The following is a 13674-nucleotide window of genomic DNA, read 5'->3' as shown; positions in this document are numbered from 1 at the left end:
CCGCGCTCAGCGGCCCGGCTCCACCGCCCGCCCCGGCCCCCGGGCCCCGGCCAGCGCCTCGACCACCTCGGGCTTGTCCCGGTACCGAGTGCGCAGCAGTTCCTCGATCGCGTCCCGCAGGCGGCGGGTCTCGTCCAGGTGGCCGCCGTCGCGGTGCAGGTCGCGGTCGATGCGCAGCAGCTCCGGGCCGTCCGCCTCCACGACGAAGCTGCGCAGCTCCGCCAGGTCCAGGCGGCGGTTGAACTCCCGTACCGCGTCGCGCCACTTGTGCAGCAGCGCCAGCAGCTCCTGGTGCTCGCGCCCGGCCAGCACTCCGGAGACCAGCGTCGCGTCCGTCGCGGACAGCACCGGCCGCGGGAAGACCCGGTGCACCGGGCGGGCCGGGTCGAGGGGCGCGAAGCGCGGGTCGTCGAGCACCGCGGTGTTCTTCACCAGCTCCTCGGCGAGCGCGCGCAGCGTCTGCTTCTCCCGCTCCCGGGCCGCCGCCCGCCGCTCCGCGATCACCCCGCTCATCGCCGCGAGGATCGCCGGCACCTGGATCGCCGGCTCCCACCGGCCGTCGTCCGAGGCGCGCACCAGCCAGGCGACGCACAGCCCGAGGGCGACGACGAGCGCGGTGGCCGTGAACACCCCGTAGAACGCGCTCCGTGACGGACGCACCATTCCCCGCGCGCCCGGCTCAGCCGAACGGGTTCGGGGCCGGGACCTCGGCCGGCGCCTCGTCGGCCGCCTCCGCCGCGGGGCGCAGCAGCACCAGGTCCATGCCGAAGCCCGTCTCGCCGAACCCGGAGTGCAGACCGGAGCTGGTCCGGGTCACCTCCGCGGCCCCGGCGTCGGCGAGCAGCTTGCCGAGCCCGGCCGCCGAGTACTTGCGGGTGGTCAGGAGGCGGATGGTGTCCCCGTCGGGGAACTCGACGCCGCTGCGGTCGGGCAGGGTCAGGAGCACCTGCCCGCCGGTGCGGTTGCGGTAGACGACCTTGACCTTCAGCGCCCGGTCGTCCTCGACCGACGGCTCGTACGTGACGCTGGCCATGTCGATGTGCAGGTCGGTGTACTCCATGATCGCGCTGGTGACGAACTCGGCGAAGCGCGGGCTCGACCGGTACTCGCGGGCCGCCTCGTGCGCGGCGTCCTCGTCCAGCGAGGCGGAGCGGGCGACCTCCAGCAGGAACCGGTCCTGTGGCCGCAGCAGGCTGCCGGTGAGCATCGTCAGCAGCCCGGTGTCGTCGGTGAAGTTGGCCAGCGTGTTGCCCAGCAGCGAGTACAGCACCGGCTCGTCGCCGACGAGGCGCTCCACCAGCCGGCGCAGTTCGCGCACGCTGCGCACGTTCGCGAAGTCGAGCTGCACCGGTACGACCCCGCCCATCGGCAGATCGAGGTGGCGCAGCGCTTCCCGCTGCCCCAGCCGCAGCATCTCGGGGCTGACGTCGACGGGGACGTAGGTCAGCGAGCCGGGCTCCCGGCCCTGGCGCAGCCGGTCCAGGATCGTCTGGTCCTTCTGCCCGGTGCCGGTGCCGAGGCTCACGTAGTGGCGGGGCGTGCCGTCGAGTTCGCCGGCGATCTGCCGCCAGCGCTGCGCGAAGGACTCGATGCTCTCCCGCATCACCGGATAGAACAGGTCGGAACAGGCGTGCACCCACGCCATGGTCGACGCGACGCCCCAGTACGAGAATCCGGACGCGATGTACTTCCCGTCGCCCGTCTCGGAGTACGGCTCCCGCAGTGCGCTGCTCATCTGGGAGAACTTCTGCGACTGGTCCTCGCCGACCACGCAGAGGGACCAGGGGGAGTCCCACCCGGACAGTGCGGCCTCAAGGCGGTGAAGCCCCCTGCTGCCTGTGGTCATACGAAACGGCCGCCCTATGAATAAGTTCCGACTCCTGCTGGTAGAACCGTAGTTGGCGGATGCAACGACAACAAGCCGAAACCGCCCGGATGCGCTCGGGTTCGGTCACCGCACGGGCGCGGCGGCGCGCAGCCGCCGGCGGGCCCGGTCAGACTCCGGCGGGCACCGCTCCGGGCGGCCGGTCGCGCTGCGTACGGCGGCCGCCGCGGCGCTCCCTGCGGGCGCGGCGGGCGGCGCTGCTGGGCCGCGACTCCACCCCGTACCGCTGCTTCCAGACCTGCCGCGTCACCCACACGTCCAGCACGCCCCAGGTCGCGGCCACGGTGCTCACGACCGTGCTCAGCAGCAGCGGAAAGGCCGGCCACGACCCGCTGACGGTGAACAGCAGCGCCGCCATCGCCTGGCTCAGGGTCACGGCCACGATGATCACGGCGCGTACGGCCGCCGTCCGCACCGGGTCAGGAAGCCTCGGTGTGCCGACGGGCTCCTCGACCCAGAGCGGCGATTCGGGGCGTCGCAGCTCCTCCTCCGCAGCCATCAGTTCCCTCTCCCGCTCGACTGCCGGGTGCCCAGGGTCACTGCCCCGCACGCGGGGTGACGAAAGCCCGGGGTACCCATGTTCACACGTTCCGATGTGTCAACGTTCGAAGGGGGCTACGAGTTGCCGGGGCGACGGTAGTAGGCTGCGCCGACTGGGGAAGGGACGCGGGCATGGTTGTGCAGGGTGGGAACAGACGGCACCCGGCGGGGAGCCGGTTGAACTGGCTGCTCGACGATCTGGTGGGGCGGCTGGCGAGCGTGCGGATGGCGCTGGTGCTGTCCTCCGACGGGCTGCCGATGAGCGTCTCCGAGGACGTGAGCAGGGAAGACTCCGAGCATCTGGCGGCGGTGGCCTCCGGCATCCACGGCCTGGCCAAGGGCGTGGGCACGCACTTCGAGGCGGGTTCCGTACGGCAGACGCTCGTGGAGCTGGACGACGCGTTCCTCTTCGTCACCGCGGCGGGCGACGGCAGTTGCCTCGCGGTGATGGCGGCGTCGGACGCCGACATCGGGCAGATCGCGTACGAGATGACGCTGCTGGTCAAGCGGGTCGGCGAGCATCTGGCGGCGGCGCCGCGGGGCAGCAGGTCCTGACGTCGGACGGCCGCGCCGCGGCGCCGCGGCGTCAGCCTGCGCCGTCCTCCTGGTCGTCCTGCCAGCCGAAGCTGCGCTCGACGGCCTTGCGCCAGTTGCGGTACTCGCGCTCCCGCGTGCCCTCGTCCATGCGCGGCGTCCACTCGGTGTCGCGCTTCCAGTGGGAGCGCAGCTCGTCCTGGTCCCGCCACACGCCCGTGGCCAGGCCCGCGGCGTACGCGGCGCCGAGGCAGGTGGTCTCGGAGATCACCGGCCGCATCACGGGGACGCCCAGGACATCCGCCTGGTGCTGCATCAGCAGATTGTTTGCGGTCATCCCTCCGTCCACCTTCAGATCCGTCAGCCGTACCCCCGAGTCCTGGTACATCGCGTCGACGACCTCGCGCGTCTGCCAGCTCGTCGCCTCCAGTACGGCGCGCGCCAGGTGCGCCTTGGTGACGTACCGGGTCAGGCCGGTGACGACGCCGCGTGCGTCGCCGCGCCAGTACGGGGCGAACAGCCCGGAGAACGCCGGGACGATGTACGCCCCGCCGTTGTCGTCGACGCTCGCCGCCAGCGTCTCGATCTCCTCGGCGGCGGAGATGATGCCGAGCTGGTCGCGGAACCACTGCACCAGCGCCCCGGTGATGGCGATGGACCCCTCCAGGCAGTAGACGGGCGCCTCGCCGCCGATCTGGTAGCCCATGGTGGTCAGCAGCCCGTTCTTCGACGGCACCGGCCGGGTCCCGGTGTTGAGCAGCAGGAAGCTGCCCGTGCCGTACGTGTTCTTGGCCTCGCCGACGCCGTAGCAGGTCTGGCCGAAGATCGCCGCCTGCTGGTCGCCGAGCGCGGAGGCCACGGGTACGCCGCCGAGCTGTCCCGTGCAGGTGCCGTAGACCTCGGCGGAGGAGCGGATCTCCGGCAGCATGGCGGCCGGGAGGTCCATGGCCGACAGGATGGACTCGTCCCACTGGTGGGTCTCGATGTTCATCAGCATGGTGCGGGAGGCGTTGGTGACGTCGGTGACGTGGACGCCGCCGTCCACGCCGCCGGTGAGGTTGTAGATCAGCCAGGAGTCGACGGTGCCGAAGGCGATCTCGCCGTTCTCGGCCCGGCGGCGCAGTCCTGGCACGTTGTCGAGCAGCCAGGCGGCCTTGGGCCCGGAGAAGTAGCTGGCGAGCGGCAGCCCGGTACGGTCGCGGAAGCGGTCCTGGCCGTCCTCGCCGCCGAGTTCCGTGCACAGCGCGGCGGTACGGGTGTCCTGCCAGACGATGGCGTTGTGCACCGGCTTGCCGGTGGCCCGGTCCCACAGCACGGTCGTCTCGCGCTGGTTGGTGATGCCCACGGCGCTCAGCTCGTCGGCCCGCAGCCCCGCCTTGGCCAGCGCCCCGGCGACCACGGCCTGGGTCTTGGCCCAGATCTCGGTGGCGTCGTGCTCCACCCAGCCGGGCCTGGGGAAGATCTGGCGGTGCTCGCGCTGGTCGACGGCGACGATGCCGCCGTTCTGGTCGAAGACGATGCAGCGGCTCGATGTGGTGCCCTGGTCGATGGCGGCGACGTACTTGTCCGTCATGACGTCCCCTTGCTGCTAGAAGGCGAGTTTGTAGATCAGCGCGCTCAGCACGCCGCCGATCAGCGGGCCGGCCACGGGTATCCAGGCGTAGTTCCACTCGCTGGTGCCCTTGTTGGGTATCGGCAGCAGCGCGTGGGCGATACGGGGACCCAGGTCGCGGGCCGGGTTGATGGCGTAGCCCGTGGGGCCGCCGAGCGACAGGCCGATCCCGACGACGAGCAGCGCGACGACGAGCACCTGGGTGCCGGACTCGGCCAGCCCCTCGGTGAGGCCGAAGGCGAGGATCGGCAGTACGAGCCCGACGGTGGCGATGATCTCGGTGACGAGGTTCTGCCACGGGTGGTAGATCTCCGGGCGGGTGGAGAAGATGCCGAGCGTCTCGATGGACGTCTCGCGGTTCGCGTTGCGGGCGAACTGGCCGTAGTAGACGAGCCAGGCGAGCACGGCGCCGATGAGCGCTCCGAGCATCTGCGAGACGATGTACAGCGGCACCTTCCCCCAGTTCTCGTTGCTCTCGACGGCGACGCCGAGGGTCACGGCCGGGTTGATGTGCCCGCCGGACAGCGGCGCGGCGGTGTACGCGCCGGCCAGCACGGCGAAGCCCCACCCGAAGGCGATGACGACCCAGCCGGATGCTTTGGCCTTCGATTTCTCCAGGGTGACGGCGGCGCAGACGCCCGCGCCGAACAGGATCAGAATGGCGGTGCCGATCACTTCACCGGCGAAGATGTCCCCATTGGGATAGTCCACTGCGGCTCCTCGATCAACCACCGGGATCACCGTCCCGGCCGAGACGAAGGGTGCGTTCTTCCCTGGCTGTTGCCATGACGTCGAGCGCCGGCAGGGGCGAGAGGTCCACACCCCGACCGGCGTCGCTGCGAGCGCGCGTCAGCGAGGCGTATCGCCGGTGGGAGACAGGGCGGCGGGTGCCGTCGTGCGGCGATGCCCGACTGACATCCGGCAGTGTTCACCTGCACTGATGGACCGTCAAGACACTGGACACGACGGCCTCAAATGTATTTTCGACACCGCTGGTCGGGGGCCGGACCGCGCGCCTCAGGCCGGGCGGAGGAGCCTCGCGCCGTCGTGCAGCAGGCGGTCGACCGCGTCGGCGGACAGGGCGCTGGACAGCGGCTCCCAGAAGCCCTCGTCCGGGTCGGCCACGACGTCGACGCGGCTGCCGTCGCGCCAGGAGGCGTCGAAGCCCAGCCGCCAGGAGTGCAGATGGGTCCGCAGGCCCGCCGCCGCGGCGGCCTTGTCGAAGAGGGGGTCGCCCAGGATCGGGTGGCCGATCCAGGCCAGGTGGACGCGGATCTGGTGCCGCCGGCCGGTGACCGGCCGGGCGAGGAGCACCGAATGCCCGCCGTCGCTCCAGAGCGTATGGAAACGGGTGGTCGACGGGTAGTTCTTCCCGTCGAGCACGTCCTCCTCCGCCACCCACCAGCGGCCGTCCGCCTCGTCGGCCCGGATCGCCTCGCGCGCCGCGGCGATACGCACCCTGTTCTTCCGCCCGACGCCGAGGGGCAGTTCGATCGTGCCCCGGTCGGGCAGTCCCGTGGTCGCGGTGACGACCAGGTACGCCTTGTCGACGGTCCGCTTGTTGAACTGCCGGGTCAGGCCGCCGTGCGTGGCCAGGTCCTTGGCGAAGAGGACGACGCCGGAGGTGACCTTGTCGACGCGGTGGGCCGGATAAAGCTGCTCTCCCGCCTCCGCGGCGAGTTCCACGAGATCGGTGCCGTGCCGCTCGCCCATCACGGAAATCCCGGCGGGTTTGTTCAGCACCAGAACCGACTCGTCCTCCAGGAGTACGGAAGCGTCGCGGACTTCCCGCCAGCCGGGCACGGTCATCTGCATGTCTCTCATCGAATTCGGGCGGATTCCGGATCAGCCTTCCGGGTACTGCTTGCAGTACTCGTACAGCGCCATGGCCGTCGCGGTCGCGACATTGTAGCTGTGCGGCATTCCCCAGACGGGAATCTCGACGCAGTCGTCCACGAACTTCAACTCCTCCTCTGTGAGGCCGAGTCGCTCGTTTCCGACGGCGAGGGCCGTTTTCCGGGGGAAGGAAAAGGTGTGCAGATCGTGGGAGTTGGTCGTCTGCTCCAGGCCGACGACCCGGTAGCCGGCCGCGCGGAGGTCCTTCAGCACCGGCGGAAGCGTCCTGCGGACCTCGATCGTGACGTGGTCCGTGCTGTCCCGGGCGACATCGGGGTCGACTTTCGCGTTTCCGCACGCGATGACCCTGGTGATTCCGCAGCATCCCGCGGTGCGGACGATGCTGGACAGATTGGCGCGGGTGCGGAGAGGAGCACAGGCCACGACGATTTCGCGTTCTCTGGTGAGCGTGGCCGGCGGCCGATGCCGAATGTGGTCGAACATAATCGGCCCAGTCTACAAGGGCGGACCGGGTCGCAGGGCCGCCGGCCGCGCTCCGTCAGCGTCCGTTACCGGACAGCGAGCGGCGGTGGACCGGGAAGTCGAAGTACGTGTCAGGGAACGGCTCGCCCGCGAGAGCGAAGTGCCACCACTCGTACGCGTAGTTCACGAAGCCCGCCGCCTCCAGGCCGTCCTTGAGCCGCAGCCGGTTCGCGCGCTGCTCGCCCGTGACCCGCTCGTCCAGCGTGTGGCTGAGGGTGTCGAAGCAGTCGTAGCCCGTGCCCATGTCGATCGAGTTGTCGGGGAAGCGCTCCTTGCGCGGGGCCGCGCAGTCGACGAGCGGTTCACCCGGCTCGTACGGGCGCGTGCTGCCGGCCGGCAGCTTCACCAGGGTGAGGTCGACGACGCTGCCGCGGCTGTGGCCGGAGCGGGCGGCGATGTAGCCGTCCTCGAAGAGCCGGGACTTGTCGACGCGCGGGTAGAACTCGTCCTTCATCCGCTGGTCGTCCAGGTCCTCGGCCCAGGTGACGAACTGGTCCACGGCGCGCTGCGGGCGGTAGCAGTCGTAGACCTTCAGGGTGTAGCCGTCCCGGAGGAAGGCCCGCTGCGCCTTCTTCAGCGCCCGGGCGGCGTCCTCGGTGAGGATGCACATCGGCTTGCGGTAGCCGTCGATGCGCTCGCCGGTGAAGTTGTGCGGGGTGACGTAGCGGATGTCGTGCAGGATCGTCGGGTCCACGTCGGAGAGCGCGACGAACTCCTTCGGAGCCTTCGGCTCCGGCTTCGCGGCGGCCGGGGGTGCCGCGGTGGCCGTGACGGCGAGGGCCGCGGCGGCGGCCAGGACGGCGAGCCGGGACAGGGGGCGCGCGAGGGCGGCGTTCATTGGCATGGCCCTTTCACTATCGCAGCGGGGGCGCGCGGGGAAGGGGACGGCACGGGGCCGTCCGGGTGCACGGATCGGACCGGACTGCCCGTACGGGCGGCTACTCGCCCCGTACCCGCACCGGCAGGTCGGGCTCGGCGCCGTCCTCGCGCCGCACCGTCGTACGGCCGGTCCACCGCGTCACGTACCGCTCCAGCCGCGGCGCCTCCCAGCCGTCGCCGTCGTCCCGTACGACCAGGCCGCCGCCCGTGACGCCGGGCGGCGGCGCCCAGACCTCCAGCTCCGTACCGCCCTCCGCGCCCGCCACCGGCAGCACCGCGCCCGCGCGGGCCAGCACCGGCACCCGGGCGAGCGGCGCTTCCAGCTCCACGGTGCCCGGGCCGGTCAGGGCGCGGCCCGTCGCCGTCTCGTACCACCGCCCCAGCGGCAGCCGCACCGCGCGGCGGCGGGCTCCCGCGGCCAGCACCGGGGCCACCAGCAGCGCGTCGCCCAGCAGGAAGGCGTCCTCCGTCTCGCGCAGCGCCCGGTCCGCGGGGTCGTACCACCACAGAGGACGGACGAAGGGCGCGCCCGTGCGCTCCGCGAGCCGGGCGAGCGTCGCGAGGTACGGGCGCAGGCGCTCCCGCTCGCGCAGCGCCGCGCCCGCGTGCTCCAGCACCTCGGGCCCGAACTCCCACGGCTCGCGTCGCCCGGCGTCGAACGCGCAGTGGGTGCGGAACAGCGGCAGGTACGAGCCGAGCTGGAGCCAGCGCAGATACAGCTCCGGATCCGGCCGCCCGCTGAACCCGCCGACGTCCGGGCCCGAGTAGGGCACCCCGCACAGGCCCAGGCCGACGACGAGCGCCAGCGACGCGGACAGGCCGGGCCAGCCGGTGGCCACGTCGCCGGACCAGGTGCCGCCGTAGCGCTGGAGGCCCGCCCAGCCGGAGCGGGAGAAGAGGAACGGGCGGCGGTCGGGCTGCAGTCCGGTCAGCGCCCCGTACGCGGCACGGGCCATCTGCAGGGCGTAGACGTTGTGCGCCTCGCGGTGGTCGCCGCCGCGGCCCTCCAGGGCGTGCCGGGCCGAGCGGGGCAGGGTCTTCTCGCCGAAGGCGGCGAAGGACGCGGGCTCGTTCATGTCGTGCCAGAAGCCGGTGAAGCCCTGCTGCAGCCGCTCCGCGTACAGCCCGCCCCACCACTTGCGCGCCCGCGGTTCCGTGAAGTCGGGGAAGACCGCGTCGCCCGGCCACACCACGCCGCGTACGGGGCGGCCGCGCGCGTCCCGTACGAAGGCGTCGGCGGCCACGCCCGCGTCGTACACCGGATAGCCCGGCTCGGCCTTCACGCCCGGGTCGACGATCGAGACCATGCGCACGCCGTCGGCGGCCAGCTCGCGGGCCAGCCGGGGGAGGTCGGGGAAGCGGTGCGGGTCGGCGGTGAAGACCCGGTGGCCGTCGTAGTGGTCGATGTCCAGGTGCACCGCGGCCAGCGGCAGGCCGCGCTCGCGGTAGCCGCGCACCACGCGGCGTACGCCCTCGGCGCCGCCGAAGTCCCAGCGCGCGTGCTGGTAGCCCAGCGCCCAGGCCGGCGGGACGGCGGGGGCGCCGGTGAGCGCCGTCCAGCTCTGCAGGACGCGGGCGGGGGTACCGGCCATCACCCAGTAGCGCAGCGGCCCGCCGGACATGCGCACCTCGACGCGGCCCGGCCGGTCGTGGCCGGAGCCCGCGCCCTCCGCGCCGCGGCACAGCTCGACGGTGCCGTCCCAGGAGTTGTCGTGGAAGAGCAGATGGCAGCTTGCGTCGGAGACGACGAACTGCACGGGCATCGTCAGGGACAGCGGGTCGTCGCCCGGCGCGAAGGCGCCGCCGGGGTCGGTGTTCCACAGCCGGTAGCGGCCGTCCGGCAGGGAGGGGCCCGCGGAGCGGCCGCCGAGGCCGAAGAACCGGGCGTCCGGGGCGACGTGGGCGCGCTGCACCCAGCGCCGCACCTCCTCGTGCGCGTCGTCCTCCGGGGATGCCGGCGACTCCCACCATCGCGGCGGCTGCTCCCGGCGCAGCACGACGCCCGCGGGCGTACGCACCTCCACCGCCCCGCGCCGCGACACCGCCACCGTGACCCGCTCCGACACCACCCGCCAGCCGCCGCCCGCCGCGTCCGGTTCGAGCTCCACCCGCGCGTCCGTCTCCGGGCCGCGGGCGAGCGCGTACGACGGCTCCGGCTCCGCGCCGTCCCAGCCGCAGAACACCGCGCCGGTCGTCGTCACCCGCAGTTGCAGCGCGGAGCGGGCGAAGCGGATCAGGCCCCCGCCGGGCGCCGGCTCGGCCCCGACCGCGAGCCCCGGCACCCGGGCCCGCTCCACACGGGGGCGGGGGAGCGCGGCGGCGTCGGCCCGCCGGTTCCGCACGGCGGCGCGCAGGGCGCGGGCACGCCGGGTGAGGGCGGAGGGATCCATGCTGATCAGCCTGCCACCGCACACCACGGCGGGCGAGAGAGTTCAACCGCTGTTCACCGGGAGTGCGGTCGTGCGCCGCCTGTGCACGCCGTACGCCGGCACGGACGGGTCGTACTGGTGCCGCTTTCGATCACGTGGCATCGTCTCACCGGAGCACCGGCCACCCTCGCCGGGCGCTCCATGCGCGCCGCGGCCGCCCCACCGGGCCGGCGGCGGCGCAGCCCTCATGCGGATGCCGTACCACGGGAGTCACGCCATGCCGAGCCAGCCGCCCACAGAACCGTCCGCGCCGTCCGCGGGCTCCGCTTCCTCCGGGCCGCCCGAGCCGCCCGCAGCGCTGTGGCGGCCCGGTCCCGAGCGCGTCGGGAAGGCGCAGCTCACCCGCTTCCACCGCTGGGCCGCGGAGCACCACGGCGCGCCGGCGCCCGTAGCCGGCGACCCGGAGGCGAACTACGCGGCGCTGCACCGCTGGTCGGTGGCGCCGGACGGCGGTCTGGAGCGCTTCTGGCGGGCGGCGGCCGAGTGGTTCGACGTCCGGTTCTCCAGCCCGTACGAGACGGTCCTCGCGGACGCCGCGATGCCGGGCGGCCGCTGGTTCCCCGGCGCCCGGCTCAACTACGCGGAGCACGCGCTGCGCGACGCCGGCACCGCCGCGGGGCCCGCGCTGCTGCACGTCGCCGAGGGCGGCGAGCCGCAGCCGGTGAGCCGGGCGGAACTGCGGGCGCAGGTCGGCTCGCTGGCGGCGGAGCTGCGCCGGCTCGGCGTACGGCCGGGGGACCGCGTGGGCGCGTACCTGCCGAACATCCCGCAGGCCGTGGTCGCCCTGCTGGCGACCGCCGCGGTCGGCGCGGTGTGGACCTCCTGCTCCCCGGACTTCGGCGCCCGCAGCGTCCTGGACCGCTTCCGCCAGGTCGAGCCGGTGGTGCTCGTCACCGTCGACGGCTACCGCTACGGCGGCAAGGAGCACGACCGCCGCGAGACCGTCGCGGAACTGCGCCGCGAACTGCCCACCCTGCGCGCCGTCGTGCACGTCCCGCTGCTCGGCACCCCGCCGCCGGAGGGCGCGCTGGAGTGGGACGCGCTGGTGGCCACGGGCGCGGCACCGGTCTTCGAGCAGGTGCCGTTCGACCACCCGCTGTGGGTGCTGTACTCCTCCGGCACCACCGGCCTGCCCAAGGCGATCGTGCAGTCCCAGGGCGGCATCCTGCTGGAGCATCTGAAGCAGCTCGCGCTGCACTGCGACCTCGGCCCCGGCGACCGCTTCTTCTGGTACACCTCCACCGGCTGGATGATGTGGAACTTCCTCGTCTCCGGCCTCCTGGTGGGCGCGACCGTGATCACGTACGACGGCAGCCCCGGGTATCCGGACGTCGGTGCGCAGTGGCGGGTCGCGGAGCGCACGGAGGCGACGTTCTTCGGCACCTCGGCGGCCTACGTCATGGCCTGCCGCAAGGCGGACGTGCACCCGGGCCGCGACCTGGACCTGACGCGAGTGCGGTGCGTGGCCACGACGGGCTCGCCGCTGCCGCCCGACGGATTCCGCTGGATCCACGACGAGTTCCACCGGGCGGACCCCGCGGATCCCGCGGGTCCCGCGGACATGTGGATCGCGTCGGTCAGCGGCGGGACGGACGTGTGCAGTTGCTTCGCGGGCGCGGTGCCGACGCTGCCGGTGCACGTCGGCGAGCTCCAGGCGGCCTGCCTGGCCACGGACCTCCAGGCGTGGGATCCGGCGGGCGAGCCGGTCACGGACGAGGTGGGCGAGTTGGTGGTGACGCAGCCGATGCCGTCGATGCCCGTGCGGTTCTGGAACGACCCGGACGGCGAGCGCTACCGGGACAGCTACTTCTCCACGTACCCCGGCGTGTGGCGGCACGGCGACTGGATCACGCTCACCTCGCGCGGCTCGGTCGTCATCCACGGGCGCTCCGACTCGACGCTGAACCGGCAGGGCGTGCGGATGGGTTCCGCGGACATCTACGAGGTGGTGGAGCGGCTGCCGGAGGTGCGGGAGTCGCTGGTCATCGGCGTGGAGGAGCCGGGCGGCGGCTACTGGATGCCGCTCTTCGTCCAACTGACCACGGGTGCGCGGCTGGACGACGGCCTGCGGGACCGGATCCGCGCCGCGCTCCGCGAGCAGCTCTCGCCGCGGCACGTGCCGGACGAGGTGATCGAGGTGGAGGGCGTGCCGCACACGCTGACCGGCAAGCGACTGGAGGTGCCGGTGAAGCGGATGCTGCAGGGCACGCCGCTGGAGAAGGCGGTCAATCCGGGGTCGGTGGACCGGGTGGACCTGCTGAGGTTCTACGAGCGGATGGCGCGGTCGCGAGGCTGACCCCGCGGGATTGTCAGACCCCTCGATTACGGTGCGTAGTGATCGGTTGCGCTCCGTAGAGGGGGAGTCATGGCGCGTACGAGGACGGATGCCCGGCTGCTGCGCCGGGAGATGCCGGGTGCGGTGGGGCTGCTGGCGGATGCCGCGGACTTCGCGGCGATGCGGCGGTATGGGAGCTTTCTGTTCGACGACCACGCGGCGTATCTGCGGCAGGTCGAGGGCGTCCTGCGGGCCCGGGCCACGCAGGGGGCGTACACGACGGTGGCGCTCTTCGACCCACCGGGCTTCGCCCGCTTCTGCGCGGAACGGGGCCTGGAGCCGGACACCCCGGCGAGCCGCTGCCGCTACGTGGCGGAGTCAGCCGCCCGCGGCCCTGCGGTGCCGTACGGGGGCCAGCCGATGGACCGCCTGGTGCCCCAACTCCTCGATGCGGCGGCCCGCAGCCGTTCCCGCGAGCGCGCGGCGACGCTGCTGGCGGCGGCGGGCCGCTGCGAGGACTGCGGCGAGCACCGGGCGGACGCGGCACTGGCCCGCGCGGGCCTGCTGGTCGACCGCCTGACGGAGGCCCTGGGCCCGGGCGCGCAGCACGTGGTGACCACGGTCCGCGCGGCGGGCTTCCCGCTGGTCGCGGTGGCCCGCAGCGCGGACCCGCAGGTTCCGCCGGGCCCGCCGCGCCTCCGCCCGCCGGACGGCGAGGCGCTGCGGCTGGTGCTGGCGGCGGGCATCGCCACGTCGGGCGCGGGCGGGGTGGTGGCCCGCACGACGGGGGCGGACGGCAGGGAGCGGGTCAGGGGCTGGCGGCTACGGGACGGCTGGCTGGCCCCGTTGACGGAGAAGGAGGTCTACGCGGCGTACTGCACGAACGCGAGAACAGGCGCCCCCTTGCCCCCGGAACCCGACGTCACCTACGGCGCCGGCACGCCGCTGCCCCGCCCGGAGAAGGGCTGCCACCGATGAGGGCGGGACGGGTGCGACGGCTGTTCGCAAGACGCCGAGGACCCGAAAGGACAAGTGCCACGGCGCAGAGCCGGCGGGCCCGAAGGGCCCTGCCGGGCGGCCCGGATTCGGACGCCGCGCCGTGCGGGGTCCGGGGCGGCGGCCCCGGTTTCGGGAAGGGGCG

12 protein-coding genes are annotated in these 13674 nt (G+C 73.2%); 3 read left to right on the top strand and 9 right to left on the bottom strand.

All coding sequences use genetic code 11. The features are described 5' to 3' along the window. Positions 1-6 precede the first annotated feature (6 nt). From ACFYVJ_RS03725 to ACFYVJ_RS03715, 3 genes are all read right to left on the bottom strand, one after another. A complete protein-coding gene (locus tag ACFYVJ_RS03725; RefSeq protein ID WP_388886300.1) occupies positions 7-663 on the bottom strand; it encodes a hypothetical protein in 657 nt (218 codons plus the stop codon). Positions 664-679: 16 nt separating this feature from the next. Next, positions 680-1735 carry an L-histidine N(alpha)-methyltransferase gene (locus tag ACFYVJ_RS03720; RefSeq protein WP_388886298.1) on the bottom strand — a complete coding sequence of 352 codons (1056 nt, stop codon included), beginning with the start codon at positions 1733-1735 and terminating at the stop codon, positions 680-682. A 259-nt stretch (positions 1736-1994) separates the two neighbouring features. Next, positions 1995-2384, bottom strand: coding sequence for a hypothetical protein (locus ACFYVJ_RS03715; protein ID WP_388886296.1), 390 nt, complete (start codon positions 2382-2384; stop codon positions 1995-1997). 173 nt (positions 2385-2557) lie between these two features. On the opposite strand from ACFYVJ_RS03715, the gene ACFYVJ_RS03710 reads away from it, so the two are divergent. Then, positions 2558-2980, top strand: coding sequence for a roadblock/LC7 domain-containing protein (locus tag ACFYVJ_RS03710; protein ID WP_347579127.1), 423 nt, complete (start codon positions 2558-2560; stop codon positions 2978-2980). Positions 2981-3011: 31 nt separating this feature from the next. On the opposite strand, the gene glpK is transcribed toward ACFYVJ_RS03710, so the two are convergent. The 6 genes from glpK to ACFYVJ_RS03680 form a co-directional block, all read right to left on the bottom strand. After that, positions 3012-4532: a glycerol kinase GlpK gene (gene glpK, locus ACFYVJ_RS03705; RefSeq protein WP_388886294.1), complete on the bottom strand. Its 1521-nt coding sequence runs from the start codon at positions 4530-4532 to the stop codon at positions 3012-3014. A 15-nt stretch (positions 4533-4547) separates the two neighbouring features. Then, positions 4548-5282: an MIP/aquaporin family protein gene (locus tag ACFYVJ_RS03700; protein WP_388886292.1), complete on the bottom strand. Its 735-nt coding sequence runs from the start codon at positions 5280-5282 to the stop codon at positions 4548-4550. A gap of 306 nt (positions 5283-5588) precedes the next feature. Beyond that, the gene (locus ACFYVJ_RS03695) at positions 5589-6386 is read right to left on the bottom strand and encodes an RluA family pseudouridine synthase (RefSeq protein ID WP_388886290.1); all 798 of its coding nucleotides are present in this window, start codon (positions 6384-6386) and stop codon (positions 5589-5591) included. Positions 6387-6416: 30 nt separating this feature from the next. Beyond that, a complete protein-coding gene (locus ACFYVJ_RS03690; RefSeq protein WP_388886288.1) occupies positions 6417-6911 on the bottom strand; it encodes a TrmH family RNA methyltransferase in 495 nt (164 codons plus the stop codon). A 55-nt stretch (positions 6912-6966) separates the two neighbouring features. Next, on the bottom strand, positions 6967-7794 hold the full coding sequence (locus ACFYVJ_RS03685) for a M15 family metallopeptidase (RefSeq protein WP_388886286.1): 828 nt from the start codon (positions 7792-7794) through the stop codon (positions 6967-6969). 94 nt (positions 7795-7888) lie between these two features. Further along, complete coding sequence (locus tag ACFYVJ_RS03680) at positions 7889-10219, bottom strand: TIM-barrel domain-containing protein (RefSeq protein ID WP_388886284.1); 2331 nt, start codon at positions 10217-10219, stop codon at positions 7889-7891. A 256-nt stretch (positions 10220-10475) separates the two neighbouring features. Between ACFYVJ_RS03680 and ACFYVJ_RS03675 the strand changes: the two genes are divergently transcribed. Together ACFYVJ_RS03675 and ACFYVJ_RS03670 are read left to right on the top strand one after the other, a co-directional pair. Beyond that, the gene (locus ACFYVJ_RS03675) at positions 10476-12554 is read left to right on the top strand and encodes an acetoacetate--CoA ligase (protein ID WP_388886282.1); all 2079 of its coding nucleotides are present in this window, start codon (positions 10476-10478) and stop codon (positions 12552-12554) included. Between the two features lie 69 nt (positions 12555-12623). Continuing rightward, positions 12624-13511 carry a hypothetical protein gene (locus ACFYVJ_RS03670; RefSeq protein ID WP_388886280.1) on the top strand — a complete coding sequence of 296 codons (888 nt, stop codon included), beginning with the start codon at positions 12624-12626 and terminating at the stop codon, positions 13509-13511. The last annotated feature ends 163 nt before the right edge of the window (positions 13512-13674 follow it).

It is taken from the genome of Streptomyces sp. NPDC004134 (assembly GCF_042874195.1).
Classification (GTDB): Bacteria; Actinomycetota; Actinomycetes; order Streptomycetales; family Streptomycetaceae; genus Streptomyces.
Note: the sequence above shows the minus strand (reverse complement) of the source record. Positions and strands in the feature narration are given on the sequence as shown.

Excerpts from the sequence above, each read along its gene's own strand:
- ACFYVJ_RS03725 (WP_388886300.1), bottom strand. The coding sequence starts at position 663 with ATGGTGCGTCCGTCACGGAGCGCGTTCTACGGGGTGTTCACGGCCACC.
- ACFYVJ_RS03720 (WP_388886298.1), bottom strand. The coding sequence starts at position 1,735 with ATGAGCAGCGCACTGCGGGAGCCGTACTCCGAGACGGGCGACGGGAAG.
- ACFYVJ_RS03715 (WP_388886296.1), bottom strand. The coding sequence starts at position 2,384 with ATGGCTGCGGAGGAGGAGCTGCGACGCCCCGAATCGCCGCTCTGGGTC.
- ACFYVJ_RS03710 (WP_347579127.1), top strand. The coding sequence starts at position 2,558 with ATGGTTGTGCAGGGTGGGAACAGACGGCACCCGGCGGGGAGCCGGTTG.
- glpK (WP_388886294.1), bottom strand. The coding sequence starts at position 4,532 with ATGACGGACAAGTACGTCGCCGCCATCGACCAGGGCACCACATCGAGC.
- ACFYVJ_RS03695 (WP_388886290.1), bottom strand. The coding sequence starts at position 6,386 with ATGCAGATGACCGTGCCCGGCTGGCGGGAAGTCCGCGACGCTTCCGTA.
- ACFYVJ_RS03690 (WP_388886288.1), bottom strand. The coding sequence starts at position 6,911 with ATGTTCGACCACATTCGGCATCGGCCGCCGGCCACGCTCACCAGAGAA.
- ACFYVJ_RS03685 (WP_388886286.1), bottom strand. The coding sequence starts at position 7,794 with ATGCCAATGAACGCCGCCCTCGCGCGCCCCCTGTCCCGGCTCGCCGTC.
- ACFYVJ_RS03680 (WP_388886284.1), bottom strand. The coding sequence starts at position 10,219 with ATGGATCCCTCCGCCCTCACCCGGCGTGCCCGCGCCCTGCGCGCCGCC.
- ACFYVJ_RS03675 (WP_388886282.1), top strand. The coding sequence starts at position 10,476 with ATGCCGAGCCAGCCGCCCACAGAACCGTCCGCGCCGTCCGCGGGCTCC.
- ACFYVJ_RS03670 (WP_388886280.1), top strand. The coding sequence starts at position 12,624 with ATGGCGCGTACGAGGACGGATGCCCGGCTGCTGCGCCGGGAGATGCCG.